This window comes from Chryseobacterium sp. CCNWLW53, from assembly GCF_037083525.1.
Taxonomy (GTDB): Bacteria; Bacteroidota; Bacteroidia; order Flavobacteriales; family Weeksellaceae; genus Chryseobacterium; species Chryseobacterium lathyri.
In genome coordinates, this window is the sequence record NZ_JBAOJR010000001.1 from 1,031,309 (window position 1) to 1,052,070 (window position 20,762).

General features: G+C 38.1%; 22 protein-coding genes. 5 read left to right on the top strand and 17 right to left on the bottom strand.

Features of this window, described 5'->3' with window-relative positions; all coding sequences use genetic code 11:
• Positions 1-11 precede the first annotated feature (11 nt).
• The 4 genes from V6R96_RS04825 (at position 12) to V6R96_RS04840 (ending at position 4,617) form a co-directional block, all read left to right on the top strand.
• Positions 12-896, top strand: a complete 885-nt coding sequence (locus V6R96_RS04825; RefSeq protein WP_111958635.1) for a lipid A biosynthesis acyltransferase — start codon at positions 12-14, stop codon at positions 894-896.
• Between the two features lie 154 nt (positions 897-1,050).
• Positions 1,051-2,586 carry an NAD(P)/FAD-dependent oxidoreductase gene (locus tag V6R96_RS04830; RefSeq protein ID WP_336378157.1) on the top strand — a complete coding sequence of 512 codons (1,536 nt, stop codon included), beginning with the start codon at positions 1,051-1,053 and terminating at the stop codon, positions 2,584-2,586.
• Complete coding sequence (locus V6R96_RS04835) at positions 2,573-4,255, top strand: C45 family peptidase (RefSeq protein WP_336378158.1); 1,683 nt, start codon at positions 2,573-2,575, stop codon at positions 4,253-4,255. The genes V6R96_RS04830 and V6R96_RS04835 overlap by 14 nt, the downstream gene beginning before the upstream one ends.
• Complete coding sequence (locus tag V6R96_RS04840) at positions 4,252-4,617, top strand: DUF1648 domain-containing protein (RefSeq protein WP_336378159.1); 366 nt, start codon at positions 4,252-4,254, stop codon at positions 4,615-4,617. Before V6R96_RS04835 ends, V6R96_RS04840 begins: the two co-directional genes overlap by 4 nt.
• A gap of 26 nt (positions 4,618-4,643) precedes the next feature.
• On the opposite strand, the gene V6R96_RS04845 is transcribed toward V6R96_RS04840, so the two are convergent.
• From V6R96_RS04845 to V6R96_RS04925, 17 genes are all read right to left on the bottom strand, one after another.
• The gene (locus V6R96_RS04845) at positions 4,644-5,816 is read right to left on the bottom strand and encodes a DUF2062 domain-containing protein (RefSeq protein WP_336378160.1); all 1,173 of its coding nucleotides are present in this window, start codon (positions 5,814-5,816) and stop codon (positions 4,644-4,646) included.
• A 4-nt stretch (positions 5,817-5,820) separates the two neighbouring features.
• Entirely contained in the window at positions 5,821-6,297 is a 477-nt protein-coding gene (locus V6R96_RS04850) for a hypothetical protein (RefSeq protein WP_223557680.1), read from the bottom strand.
• The gene (locus tag V6R96_RS04855) at positions 6,294-6,674 is read right to left on the bottom strand and encodes a 3-hydroxyacyl-ACP dehydratase (protein WP_111958647.1); all 381 of its coding nucleotides are present in this window, start codon (positions 6,672-6,674) and stop codon (positions 6,294-6,296) included. The genes V6R96_RS04850 and V6R96_RS04855 overlap by 4 nt, the downstream gene beginning before the upstream one ends.
• A gap of 4 nt (positions 6,675-6,678) precedes the next feature.
• Positions 6,679-7,281 (bottom strand): porin family protein, encoded by a 603-nt coding sequence (locus V6R96_RS04860; RefSeq protein WP_336378161.1) that lies wholly within the window; start codon positions 7,279-7,281, stop codon positions 6,679-6,681.
• 1 nt (position 7,282) lies between these two features.
• On the bottom strand, positions 7,283-7,924 hold the full coding sequence (locus tag V6R96_RS04865; RefSeq protein ID WP_111958651.1) for a hypothetical protein: 642 nt from the start codon (positions 7,922-7,924) through the stop codon (positions 7,283-7,285).
• Positions 7,890-8,516, bottom strand: coding sequence for an outer membrane lipoprotein carrier protein LolA (locus V6R96_RS04870; RefSeq protein WP_223557676.1), 627 nt, complete (start codon positions 8,514-8,516; stop codon positions 7,890-7,892). The genes V6R96_RS04865 and V6R96_RS04870 overlap by 35 nt, the downstream gene beginning before the upstream one ends.
• On the bottom strand, positions 8,509-9,264 hold the full coding sequence (locus V6R96_RS04875; RefSeq protein ID WP_336378162.1) for a polysaccharide deacetylase family protein: 756 nt from the start codon (positions 9,262-9,264) through the stop codon (positions 8,509-8,511). Before V6R96_RS04875 ends, V6R96_RS04870 begins: the two co-directional genes overlap by 8 nt.
• Before the next feature lie 61 nt (positions 9,265-9,325).
• Positions 9,326-10,387, bottom strand: a complete 1,062-nt coding sequence (locus tag V6R96_RS04880) for a beta-ketoacyl synthase N-terminal-like domain-containing protein (RefSeq protein ID WP_336378163.1) — start codon at positions 10,385-10,387, stop codon at positions 9,326-9,328.
• Positions 10,384-11,583: a beta-ketoacyl-[acyl-carrier-protein] synthase family protein gene (locus tag V6R96_RS04885; RefSeq protein ID WP_336378164.1), complete on the bottom strand. Its 1,200-nt coding sequence runs from the start codon at positions 11,581-11,583 to the stop codon at positions 10,384-10,386. The genes V6R96_RS04880 and V6R96_RS04885 overlap by 4 nt, the downstream gene beginning before the upstream one ends.
• Before the next feature lie 87 nt (positions 11,584-11,670).
• Positions 11,671-11,928 carry a phosphopantetheine-binding protein gene (locus V6R96_RS04890; protein WP_111958661.1) on the bottom strand — a complete coding sequence of 86 codons (258 nt, stop codon included), beginning with the start codon at positions 11,926-11,928 and terminating at the stop codon, positions 11,671-11,673.
• A gap of 115 nt (positions 11,929-12,043) precedes the next feature.
• Positions 12,044-12,583 (bottom strand): 3-oxoacyl-ACP synthase, encoded by a 540-nt coding sequence (locus V6R96_RS04895; RefSeq protein WP_336378165.1) that lies wholly within the window; start codon positions 12,581-12,583, stop codon positions 12,044-12,046.
• Positions 12,584-12,593: 10 nt separating this feature from the next.
• Entirely contained in the window at positions 12,594-13,727 is a 1,134-nt protein-coding gene (locus V6R96_RS04900) for a beta-ketoacyl synthase N-terminal-like domain-containing protein (protein ID WP_336378166.1), read from the bottom strand.
• Positions 13,727-14,152, bottom strand: coding sequence for a thioesterase family protein (locus tag V6R96_RS04905; RefSeq protein WP_111958665.1), 426 nt, complete (start codon positions 14,150-14,152; stop codon positions 13,727-13,729). The genes V6R96_RS04900 and V6R96_RS04905 overlap by 1 nt, the downstream gene beginning before the upstream one ends.
• Positions 14,142-15,410, bottom strand: coding sequence for an ABC transporter permease (locus V6R96_RS04910; protein ID WP_111958667.1), 1,269 nt, complete (start codon positions 15,408-15,410; stop codon positions 14,142-14,144). Before V6R96_RS04910 ends, V6R96_RS04905 begins: the two co-directional genes overlap by 11 nt.
• On the bottom strand, positions 15,397-16,155 hold the full coding sequence (locus tag V6R96_RS04915) for an ABC transporter ATP-binding protein (RefSeq protein ID WP_111958669.1): 759 nt from the start codon (positions 16,153-16,155) through the stop codon (positions 15,397-15,399). The genes V6R96_RS04910 and V6R96_RS04915 overlap by 14 nt, the downstream gene beginning before the upstream one ends.
• Position 16,156: 1 nt before the next feature.
• Positions 16,157-17,152, bottom strand: coding sequence for a BtrH N-terminal domain-containing protein (locus tag V6R96_RS04920; protein ID WP_223557670.1), 996 nt, complete (start codon positions 17,150-17,152; stop codon positions 16,157-16,159).
• Positions 17,153-17,206: 54 nt separating this feature from the next.
• Positions 17,207-17,623, bottom strand: coding sequence for a hypothetical protein (locus V6R96_RS04925; protein WP_336378167.1), 417 nt, complete (start codon positions 17,621-17,623; stop codon positions 17,207-17,209).
• 213 nt (positions 17,624-17,836) lie between these two features.
• Between V6R96_RS04925 and V6R96_RS04930 the strand changes: the two genes are divergently transcribed.
• Entirely contained in the window at positions 17,837-20,749 is a 2,913-nt protein-coding gene (locus V6R96_RS04930) for an insulinase family protein (protein WP_336378168.1), read from the top strand.
• Positions 20,750-20,762: the final 13 nt, after the last annotated feature.

The window sequence follows — 20,762 nt, forward strand, 5'->3', positions numbered from 1 at the left end:
AAATTAGACTTATGAACAAGTGGAAAGGTAAATCTAAAGGAACCATATTAGGATATAAAATATTCGTGTGGTGTATTAGAAATATCGGGATCCGGAGTTCATATGTTGTGCTCTATTTCGTAGCTTCCTATTATTTTTTATTCCTGAAAAAGAGCAACAGTTACATCTTTTACTATTTTCAGAAAAGACTGGATTACGGATATTGGAAATCAAAAGCTTCCGTATTTAAAAGCTATTTTACCTTCGGAAAAGTACTGATTGATAAAACGGCAATTTCTGCCGGTTTAAGAGAGAAATATACCTACGAATTTGACGGCGTTGAAAATCTCACCAACCTTCTGGCTGAAAAGAAAGGAGGTGTCCTTATCAGCGCCCATATCGGGAATTTTGAAATAGCAGAACATTTCTTTGCCGACATTGATTTCGACTGCCAGATCAATCTTGTCACTACAGACCAGGAAGTGACGGTCATTAAAGAATACCTGGAAAGCGTTGCTGTAAAACAGAGTAATATTAAGTTTATCTATGTCAAAGACGATATGTCGCATATTTTTGAGATCAATCAGGCTTTGTCAAATAATGAGCTGATCTGTTTTACAGGAGACCGTTATTTCGAAGGTTCGAAATACCTCGAAGCCGATCTGCTGGGGAAAAGTGCAAAATTTCCGGCCGGTCCGTTCCTTATTGCTTCACGTTTAGGTGTTCCTGTGGTTTATGTGTATGTGATGAAAGAAAAAAAACTTCATTACCACTTATACGCAAGGGTTGCAAAAAATATTAAAAACCGTGATTCTCAGGGACTTCTCAATTCTTATGTTCAGAATCTTGAAACCATGATCAGAAAATATCCCCTTCAATGGTTCAATTATTTCGATTTTTGGGATGATATTGATTAATTTTTCTAATTTTATCCCTGAAAACTAATTAATAAACTCAAATTGTTAAATAAATTCAGGAATTAGATAGATGAACCTTTCATTCAGGTTCAGGTATTGCTTTGTAATCTCTGGATTTCTTAATTTTTGAAATAAAAACACAGCTTTTCTCCTTTTGAATAAAAAATACGACATACTTGTGATCGGCAGCGGATTGGGAGGTCTTGTTTCGGCTCTAATTTTGGCGAAAGAAGGTCTGAAGGTCTGTGTCCTGGAAAAAAATAATCAGTATGGAGGAAATCTGCAGACTTTTTCAAGGGAAAAGCTCATCTTCGATACTGGAGTTCATTATCTGGGCGGCCTTTCAAAAGGACAGAATCTCCATCATTTCTTTTCCTATCTTGAGATTATGGATGATCTGGAACTTCATCAAATGAATGAAGACGGCTACGATAAGATCTCTTTTGGTGAAGAAAATATCGAATATCCTCATGCACAGGGTTATGAAAATTTTATTGAACAGCTTGCAGCCTATTTTCCCAACGAAAAACAGAATTTAGAAAGTTACTGCGAAGAGATCCAATATGTCTGTGCACAGTTTCCGAGATATCAGGTGATCGGAAAAGACAGCTATAATGAAGAGATCCTCCATCTCAATACTAAAAGATTCATAGAGTCTGTGACCCAGGATAAAAAACTACAGGCTGTATTGCTGGGTTCCAATTTTTTATATGGCGGAGACTCGGAAAATATACCATTCTATGTTCATGCACTGACTGTAAACTCCTATATTCAGAGTGCCTACAAATGTGTTAAAGGAGGAAGCCAGATCACCAAACTCCTGATCAAAAAACTTCGCCAATACGGTGCAGAAGTGCATAAACATTCCGAGGTTTCCGGATTTATTTTCGATGAAGCCGGAGTGCTGTCTTCCGTTACAACAAAATCTGGAAAAGAATATGCAGCGAAAAAATTTATTTCAAACATAGAAATCCGTTCCTTCATCAAGCTGATTGGAGAAGAAAAACTGAGGAAATCTTTCCTGAACCGGGTAATGAGCTGGGAACCTGTTTCATCATGTTTCAGTGTTTATCTGGTTTTAAAACCACAGTCACTGCCAAATTTTAATTATAACATATACCATTATTCATCCGAAGAAATGGTCTGGAATGCATTCCGTTACAGCAAAGACAGCTGGCCGGAAACCTATATGCTTTCCTCCACGCCCTCAAAACATTATCCCGATTATGCGGAAAGCCTTACTGCGATCTCCTATATGGATTTTGATGAGATTAAAGATTGGAAAAAAACAGTAAATACAGTTGCCGAAAAACACGATAGAGGATTAAAGTACGAACATTTCAAGCTGGAAAAAGCAGAAAAAATGATTTCTGCATTAGAAAAGAAAATTCCGAACCTGAGACATTCCATCAAAAGCATCTATACTTCATCGCCACTCTCTTACAGGGACTATATCGGCAGTTTTGAAGGAAATATGTACGGATACATGAAAAGTTCGGATAACCCGCTTAAAACAATGGTCTCACCCCGTACCAAGACCGATAATCTGTTCCTGACAGGACAGTCTGTCAACATGCATGGAATTCTGGGGGTAACGATCGGGGCATTTAATACCTGTGCAGAAATTCTCGGAAAAGAAATTGTAGATGAACGCCTGAAACAAATGATGAATACCCATGAAAAAAAATAACAGATTCACTATGGCATTCCGGGGAATTCAATTGATCCTTATCCTTTCCCTTATTTCCTGTGGAATCTCAAAATCGGTTCATCATATTCCGGAGGTAAGCAGCTATACGCTGGAGACACCTAAGATCAATAAGATCAATGATTCTACGTTCAGCTTCAACCGGAATTATTTAACCAAAAATAAACAGCAGCTTTGGGAACTTTATATTAAAGGAAATCCATTGCAGCTCGGATATAATAACGGAGCTTTAACCCAAAGCCTGATGCAGCAGCAGGAAGAAATTTTCTTCTCTAAAGTGGAAGGCTTTGTTCCATCAAAATTTAAACAAAAACTCCTTAGGGGATTTCTAAAATGGTATAACAGGAAAATGTACCTGAATGTAAGGGAAGACTATCAGGCAGAATTGTACGGTTTGTCTCAGTATTCTTCGAATAAATACAATTTTATTGCCCCAAAATATCTTCGGAACCTCTATCTTCACGGTGCTCACGATATCGGACATGCCATGCAGGATCTTGCTATGGTAGGCTGTACTTCCCTGGCCGTCTGGAATGAAAATACAGAAGATGGGCAGCTGCTCATCGGAAGAAACTTCGATTTTTATGTAGGAGATGAGTTTGCTAAAAATAAGCTAATCGAATTTGTAGAACCGGAATCTGGAATTCCATATATGTCCGTAAGTTGGCCGGGAATGATAGGTGTAGTTTCCGGGATGAATAAAGAAGGGATAACAGTGACAATTAACGCAGGAAAATCTAGAGTCCCACTCACCGCTAAGACCCCAATCTCTCTTGTGACACGGGAAATTCTGCAGTATGCGAAAAATATTGAGGAGGCCATCGCTATTGCCAAAAAAAGAAAAGTTTTTGTTTCCGAATCCATTTTGGTTGGAAGTGCTCATGATAAAAATGCTGTGATCATTGAGGTCTCTCCTGATAATTTTGGGGTTTACAAGGTGGAAAATACAAGCAGGGTGCTTTGTACCAACCACTTCCAGTCCGAAGCTTATAAAGATGACAAAAGAAATAAGAAGCATATTATAGAAAGCCACTCCGAGTACCGGTATGAAAAGCTTCAGGAGCTTCTTCAGGAAAAGAAAAAGCTCAACCCTGAAAAAATGGCGGCCATTTTAAGGGATAAATCTGGTTTAAAAGACCAAAAGATTGGCTACGGGAATGAAAAAGCGATCAATCAGCTGCTGGCTCACCATGCGGTCATTTTTTCACCTGAAAAAAGACTGGTGTGGGTTTCTTCAAACCCTTATCAGCTGGGAGAATTTGTTTGTTATGACCTGAATGAGATCTTTTCCGGAAAGAATTTGGAAGAAAGCTTAAAGGCAAAAACAGCACTGAATATCGCCAGAGATCCTTTTGCAGATTCGGAAGAATTCAACAATTATGAAATATCTAAGATGTTAGGTTCAGAAGTGAGCAATGCTATAGACAACAAAAAGATGGCATTAAGTGATGATTTTATTCCTTATTACCAATCTATGAACCCGGATTATTGGCTGGTCTATTATCAGGCTGGAAGATATTATTTGGGTATTAACGAATTTTCAAAAGCGAAAACTGAATTTGAAAAAGCCCTGACTAAAGAAATTACCACAGTTCCGGACAGACAAAATGTAGAAAAGTACCTGAAGAAAACTCTAAAGAAGCTAAAATGATTCCCAAACATATAAAACTGCTGTTCTGCATTCCCTTTATCATAATTATTGTTTACACAATCTACCTGCTTACAAAGTACAGCTCTATTCCTGATGTTATTCCTATTCATGGATATGGAGGCAAGAATGACGGGTTCGGAAGCAAACTGTTTCTTTTTGCACCTATTGTATTGAACCTCGTTATTTTGATCTTTATCTGGATGACTATCAGAAAACCGGACAAGATCAGATTTACTTTTGAAGTGAAAGAAGAAGATAAAGAGAAGACCTATTATCAGTACCAGCTGGTTTTGATCATACTGGCTATATTTGTCACCTTGATTATGTGTCCGTTATCATTTTCGGATGTTGTCTTTAAATAATTATACACGAAAAGACTAACGGCTGATTAATTATTTTCCGGATTCAGTTTATTCAGGAAAATAAACGTTAGAACCCCGCAAAGAGCAGACATAGAAGTAGCCAGGATAGCACTTCCGATCACATATTGTAAAAGATTATTTTTGATCAGCTCAAAATTGAGTTCACTGTTCAAAATATTACTGTCCCCATGCACAAAAGGGGATCCTAAAAATAGAGAAGCGGCAATCACAAAAGGAATAAATGGCGGAAGGCTGACATTGGAAGCTATAAAAGCCAGGACCTTATTTAGCTTAAAGAGAACAGACAGTGAGATGACAAGCAGGGTGTGAAATCCCCAAAAAGGAGAAAGACCTATAAAAACACCGAGAGCAATAGAAAATGCTTTTGTGCGGTTGCTGCCGTCACTTTCCAGAACATCCTCTTTTAAGAATCTTTTAAAGCTTTTTTTTTTGAAATTATTCACGAAATTTCTCGGAATAATGTAAAGCAGTGTTATGGTTACCAAAATAGTATTCAGGATACTGATCCGTGTAAAATCTTTGAATGGTCTGAAATGAGAAACCCGTTCTGCCGGGTCATACAAAACTTTTATCGGGACATTTTTTACAGGAACATGCCTCCAGGCTGTCCTTACAATGATTTCGATCTCAAATTCAAATTTTGGGGTGAAATATTTCTTTGGAATTTTCAGCAACGGATATAATCTATAGCCGGATTGGGTATCCTCAAGTTTTATTCCGGTCTCAAACCAGAACCAGAAGTTAGAAAACCTGTTCCCGAAACTGCTTTTTTTGGGAATTCCATCCTGTTCCATATTCCGGTTACCAATCAGAAGTATATCTTTATCTTCTTTAAGCAGTGCTTCTACAAATACAGGAATATCATCGGGATAATGCTGCCCGTCAGAATCAATGGTGACCGCATAATGATAGCCCAGCTCTTTTGCTTTTCTGAAGCCTGTTTTAAGCCCGTTTCCCTTTCCTTTGTTTTCAGGCAGGGAGATAACCGTTATCTGGGAATATCGGGCTAATATTTGTGGAGTAGTATCTGTAGACCCGTCATTAACTGCAATAATGCTATCGGTGTAGTCCAGAACACCGTCTATCACTCTTTTCAGAGTTTTTTCATTGTTGTAAGTAGGTATTAAAATACAGATCTTCTTTTCAGAAATTGCATTTTGTACTTCAGGAAGGGTCATTGTTTTATTTTATAGTAGCTCTTTCAGTATCTGTAAAGGACTTGGACTGCATCGCAAACTTTTTTACATAACTTTTCAGGGTTGCGTTCTGCTTACTGTAGTTATTGATAAGGAATGCTTTATCATCTTTCATGCTGCCTCTGTACCCGACTATTTTCGGGATATTTTCCTGAACGCTCAGCCTGATTACTCTAAGTTCTATATTATTCGGATTATTTTTGATAATGCTTTCAAGGCTGGTAGCACCATTTTTTACAAGAGCTTTCCTGTTGTTTTTGGTAATCTTTGCTTCCATGATCTTTGCAGCAGCTTTATAGGCGCTGGTTACAGCATCCGAACCGGATTGTTTTTCTGCAAGATTGATGAATGCTTCTGTATTGGCATTAGACTGGTTAGCTTTTGCGTAGCTGCTTCTTAGGGCTTCCAAATCACTTTGAAAGAAAAAAATAAAAGCGGTTATGAGGGATAAGAAAAGTTTCATGAAAGTATTTTTTTATAGCTTACAGACATTTTTAATGCAATAGTCTCGCCAAAAGAGGTTGCATTTTTTACTTTAACATCCTCTTCATTTTCAGTAATATCCAGCTGAAGCCTCAGATCCGGTGTTTCAAAAGGATTGATAATAGCCATGAACTTTACATTCGAGGCTGTTTTTAAGAATAGCTTAGAGCCGGTGAATTCTTCTGTCAGCTCTTTTACGATCTGCATCATACAAACCCCTGGTGTTACCGGATTACCCGGAAAATGGCCTTTAAAAATATCATGATCTTTATTCAGATGAATATAAGCGGTAAAACTGCCGTTTTCTGCCTTTTCATAAGATTCCAAAGTATAAAAGTCTGTAAGAATGGTCTGCATGATCTTATTTTTTCAGATTAAATGTATAATAAAGTCCTGTCTGGAAAACAACATTAGAATGATTTCTATTATAGCTGTCCACAGGGATAAAACCTTTTTTTACCCTGGCTTCGATACCAAAGTTTTTAGTAATGTCATAGCCTAAACCTGCTGTAATTCCCAGGTCAATCTCATTTTCAGGGTCAAAATTCTTTTTATCTACCACAAATTCCAAAGTAGGCCCAACATGTATATTGAACTGGTTGAAATAGAATTTATTGATAAGCTGCAATCCCAGATAAGATACGGAAAGCGTTTTCCCGTCCCAGTTGTTTACATTCGTGCTTATTTTAGCTCCCTGCCTGGAGTAATTGATCTCCGGCTGCAAAGCATAAAATTTGGCGAGACGGATATTTCCTATAAAGCCAATATAAAAATCTGTTTTCGTTTTATAGTCCAGGTAAGGTTCAGCAGCGTTAGGAGATTCTTCCAGATAATAATAGTTAAACTCTTCACTGTTCGAGAAATGAGAAAAATTGGCTCCTGCTCTGATCCCCGGAGTAAAAGTGACCTGCGCGAAAGACAGGCCTGAAATAAAGGCTGTGACTAAAAATAGAAATTTTTTCATGTTAATTCTGTTCGGTTTCGGTTATTTGAAATAGTTTTATATTGATCTTAAAATCCTTATGTTGCAGGTTTAAGCTATCCGCGAAGATATGTTTTTTTGCCTCAAAAGTAAAATCGATTTTTTCCTTATTGTTTTTTGTGTACACAATTTCTTTTAACAGTCCGTTTTCTTTATTGAAGAACAGATAATAGGCTTTATGATCAGTCTTTGACAGGTAAATTTTAGAATTGTCATTTTCAAAAGATTCATTCACCGGGTATTTTCTTTTCAGTAACTCCCGGAAGTCGTTTCTTAAAAAGCTGATAACCATCTTTTTGTCCAGATCCGGAAGAACGTAATTCAGTTTAAAATCATTCTCAGAAATCTCAAAATCAATTAATTTATTTCCAAAATCTGAGGTCATGGCGACCCGATGAGTTGTTTCATTAAGCTTTTTAATAATCAGAATTCCGCTTACGTGGTTTTTATAAATATCCATCTGGCATTTATACACATAGTCTTCACCGGAAGAAAAATATAAATTTTCAACGGTTTTTTCAGAACTCTGAACCGGTTTTGCCTCTGCAAGTTGATAGCTTTTGCAGGAAACAAATAGCAAAACAATCAGACTATAAACTAAACTCTGAAGCTGCAATCGCTGCATTGATCTTGGTGTTTTTGAAAACAATATTGGTGGTATCTCCCGAAGCTTCTGTCATATTAACCTGCGAAACGGTAGACTGATTTTTAGGAAAATGCAGTTCAATCTGTTTAATGTATTTTAACAGCTGAGCCGATTTCGGGGTAAATTTTGCTACATTGGAGTTCCCGCTTTTGTAATAGGAAACAGAAAACTCAGGATCGCTGAACATTTTCCCGTTCGAGCTTCCTACAATCAGCTTATTGATCTTTTCAAATGTTTTGCTTTTCGCATCAACAGATGATTTCTTGCCCTGATCGTTGATGAAAATTTTATTGTCTTTAAAAATAATGCTGTACTGATATGGTTTTGTGTATTTCCAGCTCAGCATATTCGGAGTTTTCAACGACATTTTGCCATAGGTAACAATATTTTTATCCAGAAAGTCCATTTTTTTGGTCTGGGTAAAATCGCTTTGAAGGGTTTTGATCTCCTGGGTCTCAGAAGAAACTTTGGCGACAAATGCTTTTGCTTCTGCTCCTGACATTGCTGTCATCTGTGCGGAAATGAAGCCGGAAACTAATAAAAATGCTCCAAAAGCAATATTTTTAATCATTTTTCTTTGATTTTGTAATTGAATCGACCGTAAACGTCGAATATTTTTTATCTTTCAAAAATAACAATAAATCGGCCAACACACGATAAGTCTTTTCGGAAGTGTCATGAAGCAGAATGATACTTCCCTTCTTCAGGCCTTTGGTTATTCTTTTATAAATTTTCTTTTCATCGTCTATAATGGTATCCAGCGAACGGACATTCCAGCCGATGCTTTTTTTACGGGTTCTTTTAATGGCTTTGGCAATGCTCGGATTGGTAACGCCGAAAGGAGGCCGGTATAAATCAGTTTTTATAGTGCTGGTTTTTGCCATTATCTCATCACATTTCTCAATCTCCTCAATCATTTTTGAAACAGATAAAAATCCTGTATTGTTGGAATGGGAAAAGGTATGATTTCCGATGGTATGACCTTCAGCAATAATTCTTTGAAAGGTCTCAGGATATTTTTCAATCTGTTTTCCGATGCAGAAAAAAGTAGCTTTTACCTGATGTTCTTTAAGCAAATCCAAAAATTTCGGGGTGAATTCGGTTGGCCCGTCGTCAAAAGTCAGGGCAATTTCATTGGTTTTTGTTCTTTTATGAGTAATGCTGTTGACAAAATATCCGAGCTCTATATCAAAAGATCCCCAGACTACAACTGCAGAAAACGCCAGAAAACAAGCTATATAAACCCAAAAGCTTCCATGAAACGCATAAATAAATGCATTGCAGAAAAGATAAAATAGAATGAATGGATAATGCTTCATCTTCTGTTATTTTGAATTTTGGCAATAACAAATTTACAAATTCATTCTTACCCTTTCATCTTTAGGCTCTTTCCAACAGCATAAGACTGTGATCGCTTCCTGCGAGATGATTATAGAGAAGAATATTCTTAACTTCTGTTTTCTTTTCCAAATTGATCATCATGACTTCCGGAATCTGTTGCTCCTTGAGGATATGACACGCCATAAATGTTGAAAAGCCGCTTGCCGTATTGAATTCTCCGCTCAAATGTTTGTAATACAGCAAAGCTGAATTTTGAAATGTGTCCATTGCTTTTGTATAGTAAACATCAGATGTTGCATCGCCACTGAAACCTAAGATCACAGCATCGATATCTTCATGTTTCAAATCATTTTTGGATAAAAAATCTGTTATAAAAGATGGTGCTTCTTCCAGATCCAATCTGTTGTTGATCTGAATATCTCTAAGCCTGGCGTAAGAGTTTTCACCCTTATCCTTTCCCAAGACAAAAAAAGCAGCACCTTCACCCCAGATCACTCCATCCGTTTCAGAATGCAAATAATCAGCAGGAAGATCCTCTTTCTTTTTAATGGTATTGTTCAGACAGTAAAGCTCCATTGTTCTGTTAGTCTGCTCATCTGCAGCTCCTACAAGAATATTTTCAGCTTCTCCGTCATTGATCTGAAGCTTGGCATCCAGGAATGAAAATTCCAAAGATGAAGAGGTATTGACGTAGGTAAAATTGTACGCATGGCATTGAAGCCCCAGAGCAATCTGCCCTGCAACGGTATTGTGCGTCGACTGTATAAAAAATGTCGGAGTTAAAAACTCTTCATTGTTATCAATCACATTTTTCAGAAACTTTTCAGAATCCTGCGAACATCCCATCCCCGTTCCTACAATAATGGCATCCGGTTGTTCAATTCCAGCTTCCTGTAAAGCGTAATGTGAAGCTACAGAGCTCATTTTTACAGTTTTAGACATTCTCCTGATCATCGCAGGCGGAATGAATTCTTTATAGTTAGGATCTATAGCTTTTAAGATCTGAACAGATTGGTCAGCATTAAGATCTTGAAAGAAATTTTCTTTTAGAGTGTCCTGAACGGAGATGCAGGATGCACTGTTGATGTATACGGCACTCATGATTTTGAGAAAATTAAAGTAGAACAGTTACCTCCGAATCCGAATGAATTGGAAAGAACATGGTTGATGCTTTTCTCCTTCAATTCTGTAACCGGAGTCAAATCAAATTCTGCCATTTTCGTTTTGAAATTCAGGTTCGGGAAAATAATACTGCGCTGCATCGCTAAAATAGAAAATACAGCTTCAATGCCCGCTGCCGCTGCCAGAGTATGGCCTGTAAAAGATTTGGTAGAACTGAATTCCGGAACATTATTTTCACCAAAGATTCTGATCATGGCAATTCCTTCTGAAAGATCATTATTGGGAGTAGCTGTTCCGTGAACATTGATATAATCGATGTCTCCTTTTGCCAGTCCGGATACTTTAAATGCCTGTTCCATGGCCAGAAAAGCACCTTGCCCGTTTTCTGACGATGCGGTCTGATGATGGGCATCATTGGCATTACCATAACCGGAAAGATAGGCGAGGACTTTTTTATTTTCTTTTTTTACAACCTCATCAGACTCAAGGATGATAAAAGCAGCAGCTTCACCAAGGTTCAATCCTTTTCTGTCATTATCAAATGGTGTATTGTAAGAATCCGTGAGAATCATCAGGGTATTGAATCCGTTCAAAGTAAATTTCGAAAGGGAATCTGTTCCACCTACAATCACGCGGTCCAAAACTCCGTTTTTAATCAGTTTGGCTCCCATCATAATAGCATTGGCAGCCGAAGAGCATGCCGTACTGATCGTAGAAACCATGCCTTTTAAGCCCAGATAATCAGCAATTGCCAATGAGGAATTACCTGCATCATGAGCATCGATGTATTTTTGCTTTTCAGGAAAGTCTTCGTAAGAGTAGAAATACCTTTCAGTGATATCCATTCCGGCTACACTGGTGGAAGAGATGAGTCCGGTTCTGTATTTATTAATGTCTGAAATTCCGGAAGATTCTACAGCTTCTCTTGCGGCAATCATGCCCAATAAAGATGTTCTCGTTACATTATTATCTTCAGGCAGCTGAAGCTGTTGTACAAGCTCTTCATTAGACCATTTTATTTCACCTGTTTTTATAGATCCGGCGTGACGGGTTTCAAACATCTCAATATCTGAAATTCCGTGTTTTCCGGATTTCAACGAAATAAAATTTTCCTCCACATTGTTTCCGATGGAGGAAATGATGCCCATTCCTGTTATGGCAATTTTTCGACTCATTTTATTTTATAATATAACAATGTATCAATTTACCAGTTTACCAATATTGTTATACTGGTAAATTGATACATTGCTAGATTAAATATATTATTTTGTTCTGTTCTCTTCAATGAATGCAGCCATTGTATCGATAGACTGGAAGATTTCCTTTCCTTTTTTAGGATCGGCTAATTTTATCCCGTAATCTTTATCAAGCAGAACAATAAGTTCCAGAGCATCAATAGAATCAAGGCCCAAACCACCACCGAATAAAGGATCTGTATCTTTGATCTCTTCTACAGAAACATCTTCAAGGTTAAGGACTTCAATAATTTTGTGCTTCAATTCTGTTTTTAAGTTTTCCATAATTATTTTAATTAATGTAGCAATTTATCAATTTTACCAGTGTAACAATGATCAGATTGTAAGGATTGTTACATTGCTAGACTGTTATATTGTTACATTTATGTTATTACATTTTTTATAAGGTTAGCAAATATACAAAAGCTTTATAATTATCCTGATAAAGTTCTGTCCAGCCACAGAGAACTTTTTCCGCTTTGCCGGACAGCAGGATCTGTTCTGCATAATCATTTAAAAATGTCTCGTCAAATTCATCCAAAATGAAAAAGGCATTCTCTGTCTGCATTTTATGTTTAATGCTGATCTCGCCTACGCAGATGTTAGGTAAGGTGTAGACAAATACGGCAGGACTCGGGAAATAATTTTCCTGTGAGTTGATACTTTCCTGGTATTTAAAATCCGTATCCAGACTGGATGACCGGTTGGCAAGAACTACCGCTGTTGTGCTATGGTCTTCATTTTTTAAAACCATTTCTGTAGCAAGAAAAGCAAGCTTACTCAGATTATCCATCTTGTGGAACTTGGGATAATTGAGCTCTAAACTTTTATAGGCATCTTTGGCAAAGTCATGAAATGTTTCGCTCCGGCTTTCAAAAACAGGATTTCCGGTGACGGTTATTTTTGAATGTTCTATGATACAGCTTTCAGTTTTCTTCATCCCTTTCATTTTAACATTTTTCTAGAACTATTGCCGCATTACATCCTCCGAATCCTGAAGCTGTTTTTAAAATATACTGAATAGTTGCAGACTGGTTTTCTTTAATGATATTCAAAGGTTGGGAAACTCCCATTTCTTTAAAATTCTTTGAAGGAATCAGCAGTCCATGCCGGGCACTTTCCATGGATATAATACTTTCCAACAGTCCGGAAGCACCTAAACAATGGCCATAATACCCCTTCATACTGTTTAACGGAACATTCTGAAGCTCCATCCTGTTGAAGGCGATGGCTTCCATTTCGTCATTATAAATGGTAGCGGTTCCGTGGGCAGAAATAAAATCAATCTGTTCCGGGGTAACGTCGGCTTCTGTCATTGCATTCTTGATGCTTGCATACAGCCCGTCTCCTGTTCTGGAAGGTCCGGAAATATGGTTGGCATCATTTACTGAAGAATCTCCCAGTATTTTAAACCTAAACTTTTCGTTTTCATTCAAGATAGAAGTAATATAGACCGCTGCTGTGGCTTCTCCGATATTAATTCCGTTTCTGTTTTTATCATAAGGCTTGCAGGGCTCTGGTCCAATGGCCTGGAAAGAATTGAATCCGGAAATGACAAACTCTGAAACTTCATCGCCGGCAATCACAAAAGCATTTTTATATTTCCCTGCCTGGATCATATTTTTGGCAACGGCAATAGCCATTACTCCTGAAACGCAGGCATTGGAAACGACGATAGGTTTTGTTTTAAATCCGAAATAATCAGCAATTTTTTGTACTAATTTTGAAAGATAAGCGCCTTCCGGTACTTCCGGCTGGTTTTTTAATAAACTGATATTTCCTTTGGTTGTTGATAAAATAAAAGCGGTTTCTTCTGTAATTTCATGTTTTTCAACCAGAGGTTTTAAGCTTAGAAGAAACATTTTTTCCAGCCTTGTAAAATCCGGGCTGTCGAAATTACTTGTAAATTCTTCCTCCAGCTTTTCAGTATTTATAATTGAGGCGTAAAAAGCCTCCTGGTTTTCTATGACTTTATGTAATGCTACGCCTGGTTTTCCTTCCACAAGATGGTTCCAGTTGGAAGAAACATCAAAGCCTATAGGAGTGATACAGTTGTAGTCTGTAATATAAATTTCTTTCTTCATTATAATCCCATTTTATCTTTCCATGCCTGAAAAAATTCAGGATTATACAAACATAAGCTTCCGTTGCTGTCTAAGAATACCTGGATGGTTTCTCCACTGCACACCAATTGATCATTCTGGTTGAAAATTTCGTAGGTATAGATCAGTTTTGCAGATACTGAATTGACAAAAGTGGTCACGATCCTGAATGTTTCCCCATATTTTAGAGGAAGAAAGTGCTCACATGTACTTTTTACGATAGGTGTTACATAGCCTTCTCTCTGAATATCAAGATAGGTCAGGCCATGTTCTCTTCCGAAAGCTTCTCTTCCGTCTTCAAAATATACGATGTAATGCCCATGCCAGACAATGCCTAGCGGATCTGTCTCATTGAATCTTACCCTTACTTCTTCCGTACAGGTTAATATGTTTTCTTTAGACTGCATTTTGTTTTCTTTCGTAAAAAATAGAAATAGCTACCATGGCAATATAGAATGCAAACAATAAAGCGAGTTCTTTGGCAATTCCTGCGATACCGCTGTTTCTTAAAATAATATCGTAGTAGGCATTCAATCCCCAGTTCATCGGGGAAAATTTCGCCACGGTCTGCATAAATTCAGGCATTAAAAATACGGGAACCCATATTCCTCCGATCGCGGCGAGAACCACCACTGATGTTGCTCCAAAAGGGGCAGACTGTTCCTGGGTATCTGCAATGGTTCCCAATAAAACACCAAAACCGATCGCTGCCAGCCCTGAAAATAAAGTTACCACAATAAGCTGGAACATTTTTCCTGAGACATCAAATGCAGGCAGATCCATGTATGGGAAAAGATAAATTCCTACGGCTACCATCAGTAAAAACTGGATGATACAGATGATAAGGTAAGTGAATGTTTTTCCTAAAATATGAACAAAATAAGGGGTCGGGCTGATCCTCGCTCTTACGCTTGTACCCTGGCTTTTTTCTTTAACTAAATTGATAGAAAGTGGTACTACAATAAAAAAGATGGCAAAAAGAGTCCATGCCGGAACATTGTGCTGAACAGAATTCGGCATTATGTCCATGGCTCCTTTTTTCGGGGTGATCTCTTTGAAGCTGATGAGGTTTTTGTTTTCTTCAAGGTTCTCTTCAGTTCCCAGCTGATCCTGAAATGCTTTATAGATCTTTTTGTTTTCGATCTCAAAGACCATTTTATTCACAGAATTCATGACTGAATTTTTGAATCCGGCGTTGGTGGCCGGGTCAAAGTACAGATGAATTTCTTTTGCTTTCACAGCTGTTTTTTTAACGGCTGCAGAATCTCCTTCCAGGCCAAAAGAGCTTACAATCGTCTGAACCTTGGAATCTATGTTTGAATTTAAATCTTTCGTTAAATTTTCAGGAATGACGATGGCCATCTGGTAATCTCCGGAAAAGACGGCGTCCTGTGCTGATTTTTCGGTGTAATTTGTCAGCAGCTGGAATGTTTTACTGGTTTCCAGTTCCTGTTTTATACTTTTTGAGACTTCAGATTTGTCATTGTCAATGAAAATAATCGGGATTTTTGAACCCTCAAGATTTTTGAAAGTAGAATCCTGAATTAAAGTAATCGTTACAATTAACAGCAACGGCATGACGAAAATAATGACAATTCCACCGATATCTCTCTTCAGAAGAAGGATTTCCTTCACGAAGCTTCTCCAAAGTTTATACAACAACATCTCTTAGTTCTTTTCCTGTTAATGATATGAAAACGTCTTCCAGGTTTTCAGCGTTTGCGATTTGTGACACCAGTTCTTCCGGTGTTCCTATGGCATGGATTCTTCCTCTGTCGATAATAGCGATCTTGGTACAGAATTCTTCCGCTTCGGAAAGATGGTGGGAGGTGTATATAATGCACGTTCCATTTTTATTCAGCTCCTGCAGGAAATCGATGATCACCTTTTTCGACTGAACATCAACACCTACAGTCGGCTCATCCAGAAACAAAACTTTTGGATTGTGAAGTGTTCCCGCGATAAGGTTGCAGCGGCGTTTCATTCCTCCGGAAAACTGTTCTACCTGTTTATCTGCGAATTTTGAAAGTCCCATAATCTCTAGGGATTCATCGATCACTTTCTTAAGCTCTTTGTGCTTTAAGCCATACAGGCTTCCATAAAACATTAAGTTTTCTTTAGCAGTAAGAGTCGGATAGAGGGCATATTCCTGAGGCACAATACCAATGATCTGTTTGATCTTAAAGCTGTCCTTCTGAGGAGATAATCCATTGATCGTAAATTGTCCTGAAGTAGGTTTGATCAATCCGGAAAGCATAGAGATCAAGGTGGTTTTTCCTGCTCCGTTCGGCCCAAGAATTCCATAGATCTCGTTTTTTTCTATATTCAGCGAGATGTCGTTGACAGAAAACTCTTCGGAGTTTTTATATTTTTTATAGAGATTTTTAATCTCAATCATATTCTCTGCCATATCAGATCGCTTTTCTCAGTTTTTTATAAAAAGCTTCTTCCAGATCAGCAATATGAAGCATGGATTTTGAAAGGTTGTTGTAAATATCGCTTTTCGAGTTCCTGTTTTTGTAAACACGGGCAATATCCACGGCAAAATCTCTCCATAAATCTCCGATGGCGGTAATTTCTTTTGAAAGTTCTTTTAATTCATCATTTTTAAGAATTACTGATGCTTCCTGAAGAAATGCGCCATAAATAAACCGGAATCCGCCTCCGCCGGTGCCAATCTCTTCCTGCATTCTGATCAGCTGGCCCAGATAGTGGTTGGTGACCTTAGTTCCTTTCTTTTCAGCCCATTTCGGGATGCTTCTGGCTACCCATCTCATGGCTTTTACGCCAATAAGAGGAACCGGAGCCAGCATATTTTTGCAGGTATCTTTTATTCCTTTTTTTATAGCTTCTTCAATATTCACATTTTCTGGAATGTAGGTCGGGTAGTACATATGTCCTTTTGGGGGCAGTGCACCTTTGGCATATCTTACCTTTTCCAGCTCAGCTTCTGATAGGGTAGTGGTATAATCCATTACCGGATCGCTGATCAGGAATTTTCCGTCCTCTTTTCCATATACCACAAGATTGTGGGCATTGAAGTGGAATTTATATTCTTCAGGGAAATAGGTAAGGTTAAAAACGCCTACCTGAAGTCCTGTAGGGATATTCTGATTTAAATTTCTTTCTAAAGCGGACTGTGCTTCTTTAGGATTGGAAAATTTTTCTCTTTTGATTTTAATGCCCAATCTTTTTGCTGCTTTGCTGAAAATAGCACCCGGCATCGGTCTGTAGCTGAAGCCCGGAGCGAAATTCACTTTCAAAAACGGCAGATAGACAAAAAACAGTCCGGAACCAATCCCAAAGATCATAGGTTCACTGAGTTTTAAGCCTTTATTAAGTAACAGATTGGAGGCGACACCGTTTTCGCAATGCGCGGTCTGATGGTGTTCGAAGTTAAGTTTCATTTGCTGCTTTTATCTTTTTCATTGGCGAAATGAAATTCTGCATATATTTATGCTTCATTTCTTTATTATTTTTCCGTCAAAGTTTTTTAATTCATCCACTGAAATTCCGAATGCATCTGCATATTTTTTCAGTACGGATTGGTTTAGTGTTTTAAATACTTTTGGTTTTGCATGTCTTTTCACTCTCCACTGCCACATTCCGACGTAGGAAGCGAGAACGCCCAGATCCATCTTATTCAGTTCCATGAAATAAATAATAGGACTTACTAAATTATTGGCCACATTGTGTCTGGCCTCTTCAATTCTTTCATGAATGAGCTCCATGGATTCTTCGAGGGCTGCTTTTTTAGCTTCCCATCCAATGCTGTTGGCCGTTGTATAATTATCATTTTCGTCCGTCACATACAAGACTTCGGTCATGTTTGCTGACTTCAGATTGCTTTCATCCTGGGGCAGGTCTTGTTTTTTCATGTAAACCGTATTATTCTTTTTAATCAGTTGGCTAAAATAGTGAAAATACATTATATGTAAATCATATTAAATTATAATGCCGAAACAGGCTTTATTTAAAGATAAATTCAAATTTTAACATAAAAAGTCATAATCTGACGTTTGCTGTAACAAGTGCATGATGAAAGTAGACTTATAGGATTCTATGAAATTTGATTTAAATAAATAAGACTTATGAAGAAATTTTTTATTTCTGTTTCTCTTTTCTGCATGCTGCATGCAATGGCGCAGAAATTTGATACTCAAAAGGTGACAGACAGCCAGGGATATACTTACGAAACCGTTAAGAATGACCAGTCCGGTGTGAGAGTGTATACTTTGAAAAACGGACTGAAGGTTTATCTGGCAAAGAATGATGATGCCCCGAGAATTCAGACTTATATTCCGGTAAGAACGGGATCTAATAACGACCCTAGCGACAATACAGGTCTGGCGCATTACCTTGAGCATATGGTTTTTAAAGGAACTTCTCACCTGGGAACTCAGGACTGGGCAAAGGAGAAAGTATTGCTTCAACAGATCTCTGACCTTTACGAGCAGCATAAAGCTGAAAAGGATCCTGAAAAGAAAAAACTGCTCTACAAGAAAATAGATGAGGTTTCTCAGGAAGCTTCCAAGTATGCAATTGCCAATGAATATGACAAAGCGATTTCTTCATTAGGAGCAACAGGAACGAATGCCCATACATGGTTAGATGAAACGGTTTATAAAAATAATATTCCATCCAACGAGCTTGAAAAATGGCTGAAAGTGGAAAAAGAACGTTTCTCAGAACTGGTATTGCGTCTTTTCCATACCGAACTGGAAGCTGTGTATGAAGAATATAACAGAGCTCAGGATAACGACGGCCGTCTTGTGAACTATGCCATGATGGAGGCTCTTTTTCCAAAGCATCCGAACGGACAGCAGACCACGATCGGGACTTCAGAACACCTGAAAAGCCCGTCAATGGTTGCTATTCATAAGTATTTTGATACATATTACGTGCCTAATAATATGGCTGTTGTTTTGGTAGGAGACCTGGATTTTGATAAAACGATTAAACTGGTAGATCAGTATTTTGGAGCTTTCAAGTACAAAGAGCTGCCGATGAAAAAAATGGTATCTGAACAGCCGATGGAAAGCATTGTGGCGAGGACAGTAAAAAGCCCGAGTACACCGAGAATGACGCTGGCATGGAGATCAGATTCCAATGGAACTCAGAATGCAAGATTAGCAGATGTGGTTGCAGAAATTTTAAGCAACAGAGGTGATGCCGGTCTTATCGACCTTAATATGAACCAAACGCAAAAGGTATTAGGTGCGGGAGCTTACGAATCGGCTTTTAAAACTTATGGTGCTTTTACGATGTCGGTAACTCCGAAAGACGGACAGAGCTTTGATGATGCTAAAAAACTATTGTTAGATCAGTTGGATTTAGTGAAAAAAGGGCAGTTTCCGGATTGGATGCTGAAAGCAATCGTCAATGACAAGAAAGTACAGCGTATGAAGTCGTGGGAAACTGCTGACGGACTGGCAACGACCCTATATGGTACTTATATCAATGAAAAAACATGGCAGGAGGAATTAGACGATATTAATCAGTATGAAAAAATCTCAAAGGCAGATGTTGTTAAGTTTGCAAACGAGTTTTTCAAAGATAACTATGTAGTTGTTTACAAAGAAAAAGGAGTGAATGATAAGCTGGTTCGCGTACAGAATCCGGGTATTACCCCGATCAAGCTGAACAGAGAAGCGCAGTCACCTTTCCTTAAAGAGATCTTAAGCAGTAAAGTATCTGAGATCAAGCCGGAATTTATCGATTATAAAACTGCGATCCAGACTTCTCAGATTAAGGATAAGAAAGTAAGCTTTGTAAAGAATAAATATAATGATGTAGCACAGATCAGCTATATATTCCCTTTCGGAACGGATAATGATAAGGAACTTCCAATCGCGGTAACTCTTTTCGAATATCTTGGAACGGATAAATATACTCCTGAGCAGCTGAAAGGTGAATTCTACAAACTGGGAATCTCTTACAGCTTCAGAACGTCCAACGATCAGGTGATCATTACACTGAGTGGTCTTGAGGCCAATATGAAGAAAGGTACTGAACTGATGAACCACTGGCTTACGAATGTAAAAGCAGACAAAGAGACCTACGCAAAGACCGTAAAAACCATATTGGAGGCAAGAGAAGCCGGTAAAAAGGATAAGACAAGAATCATGGCTGCTCTTACGAACTATGCTAAATACGGTAAGAATTCCAGAATGACGGATATTGTTTCCAAAGAACGTCTTGAGAGCATTGATGCAACGGAACTGACTAAGAAAATTAAAGTCCTGAACCAGTCTCCATATGAGATATTCCTTTACGGACAGGATCAGTCAGGTTTAGAAAAGGCGGTTAAACCATATATCGCAGAAACCACTGTTCAGCCGGCAAAAGCTAAGGAATATCCGGAGCCTGCTGCAGAAGGAAAAGTATATTTTACAAACTATGACATGGTTCAGATGGAAATGTCTAAAGTAGCCAAAGGAGGGAATGTGAACTTGAGTAATTTCGGAAAAGCGAATGTTTTCAACGAATATTTCGGAAGAGGACTGTCTTCTATTGTCTTCCAGGAAATCAGAGAAAGTAAGTCACTGGCTTATTCTGCGTATGTTTCTTATGCGAACGCAACAGAGAAAGGGCATGCGAACTATATCACGAATTATATCGGAACTCAGGCGAATAAGCTTCCTCTGGCTGTAAATGCAATGAATGATCTTATGGCATCCCTGCCACAGATTCCCGCACAGTTTGAGAATTCAAAAGGTTCTGCATTGAAGCAGATTGCATCCAACAGAATCAACAGAACGAATATATTCTTTAATCAAATGGCACTGAAAAAGCTTGGTGTTGATTATGATATCAGAAAAGATATTTATTCTGAAATTCAGGGGCTGACGCTGCCACAGCTTACAAGCTTCTACGATGCTGATATCAAGCCTGTAAAATACAATACAGCGATCATAGGCAAGAAAGAAAACCTGAATATGGAATCCATCAATAAAATGGGAACATTCCAGGAGGTATCTCTTGAAGAGATCTTCGGGTACTAACCATTTTTGATAC

Excerpts from the sequence above, each read along its gene's own strand:
- V6R96_RS04825 (WP_111958635.1), top strand. The coding sequence starts at position 12 with ATGAACAAGTGGAAAGGTAAATCTAAAGGAACCATATTAGGATATAAA.
- V6R96_RS04835 (WP_336378158.1), top strand. The coding sequence starts at position 2,573 with ATGAAAAAAAATAACAGATTCACTATGGCATTCCGGGGAATTCAATTG.
- V6R96_RS04840 (WP_336378159.1), top strand. The coding sequence starts at position 4,252 with ATGATTCCCAAACATATAAAACTGCTGTTCTGCATTCCCTTTATCATA.
- V6R96_RS04845 (WP_336378160.1), bottom strand. The coding sequence starts at position 5,816 with ATGACCCTTCCTGAAGTACAAAATGCAATTTCTGAAAAGAAGATCTGT.
- V6R96_RS04850 (WP_223557680.1), bottom strand. The coding sequence starts at position 6,297 with ATGAAACTTTTCTTATCCCTCATAACCGCTTTTATTTTTTTCTTTCAA.
- V6R96_RS04855 (WP_111958647.1), bottom strand. The coding sequence starts at position 6,674 with ATGCAGACCATTCTTACAGACTTTTATACTTTGGAATCTTATGAAAAG.
- V6R96_RS04860 (WP_336378161.1), bottom strand. The coding sequence starts at position 7,281 with ATGAAAAAATTTCTATTTTTAGTCACAGCCTTTATTTCAGGCCTGTCT.
- V6R96_RS04865 (WP_111958651.1), bottom strand. The coding sequence starts at position 7,924 with ATGCAGCGATTGCAGCTTCAGAGTTTAGTTTATAGTCTGATTGTTTTG.
- V6R96_RS04870 (WP_223557676.1), bottom strand. The coding sequence starts at position 8,516 with ATGATTAAAAATATTGCTTTTGGAGCATTTTTATTAGTTTCCGGCTTC.
- V6R96_RS04875 (WP_336378162.1), bottom strand. The coding sequence starts at position 9,264 with ATGAAGCATTATCCATTCATTCTATTTTATCTTTTCTGCAATGCATTT.
- V6R96_RS04880 (WP_336378163.1), bottom strand. The coding sequence starts at position 10,387 with ATGAGTGCCGTATACATCAACAGTGCATCCTGCATCTCCGTTCAGGAC.
- V6R96_RS04885 (WP_336378164.1), bottom strand. The coding sequence starts at position 11,583 with ATGAGTCGAAAAATTGCCATAACAGGAATGGGCATCATTTCCTCCATC.
- V6R96_RS04890 (WP_111958661.1), bottom strand. The coding sequence starts at position 11,928 with ATGGAAAACTTAAAAACAGAATTGAAGCACAAAATTATTGAAGTCCTT.
- V6R96_RS04895 (WP_336378165.1), bottom strand. The coding sequence starts at position 12,583 with ATGAAGAAAACTGAAAGCTGTATCATAGAACATTCAAAAATAACCGTC.
- V6R96_RS04900 (WP_336378166.1), bottom strand. The coding sequence starts at position 13,727 with ATGAAGAAAGAAATTTATATTACAGACTACAACTGTATCACTCCTATA.
- V6R96_RS04905 (WP_111958665.1), bottom strand. The coding sequence starts at position 14,152 with ATGCAGTCTAAAGAAAACATATTAACCTGTACGGAAGAAGTAAGGGTA.
- V6R96_RS04910 (WP_111958667.1), bottom strand. The coding sequence starts at position 15,410 with ATGTTGTTGTATAAACTTTGGAGAAGCTTCGTGAAGGAAATCCTTCTT.
- V6R96_RS04915 (WP_111958669.1), bottom strand. The coding sequence starts at position 16,155 with ATGGCAGAGAATATGATTGAGATTAAAAATCTCTATAAAAAATATAAA.
- V6R96_RS04920 (WP_223557670.1), bottom strand. The coding sequence starts at position 17,152 with ATGAAACTTAACTTCGAACACCATCAGACCGCGCATTGCGAAAACGGT.
- V6R96_RS04925 (WP_336378167.1), bottom strand. The coding sequence starts at position 17,623 with ATGAAAAAACAAGACCTGCCCCAGGATGAAAGCAATCTGAAGTCAGCA.
- V6R96_RS04930 (WP_336378168.1), top strand. The coding sequence starts at position 17,837 with ATGAAGAAATTTTTTATTTCTGTTTCTCTTTTCTGCATGCTGCATGCA.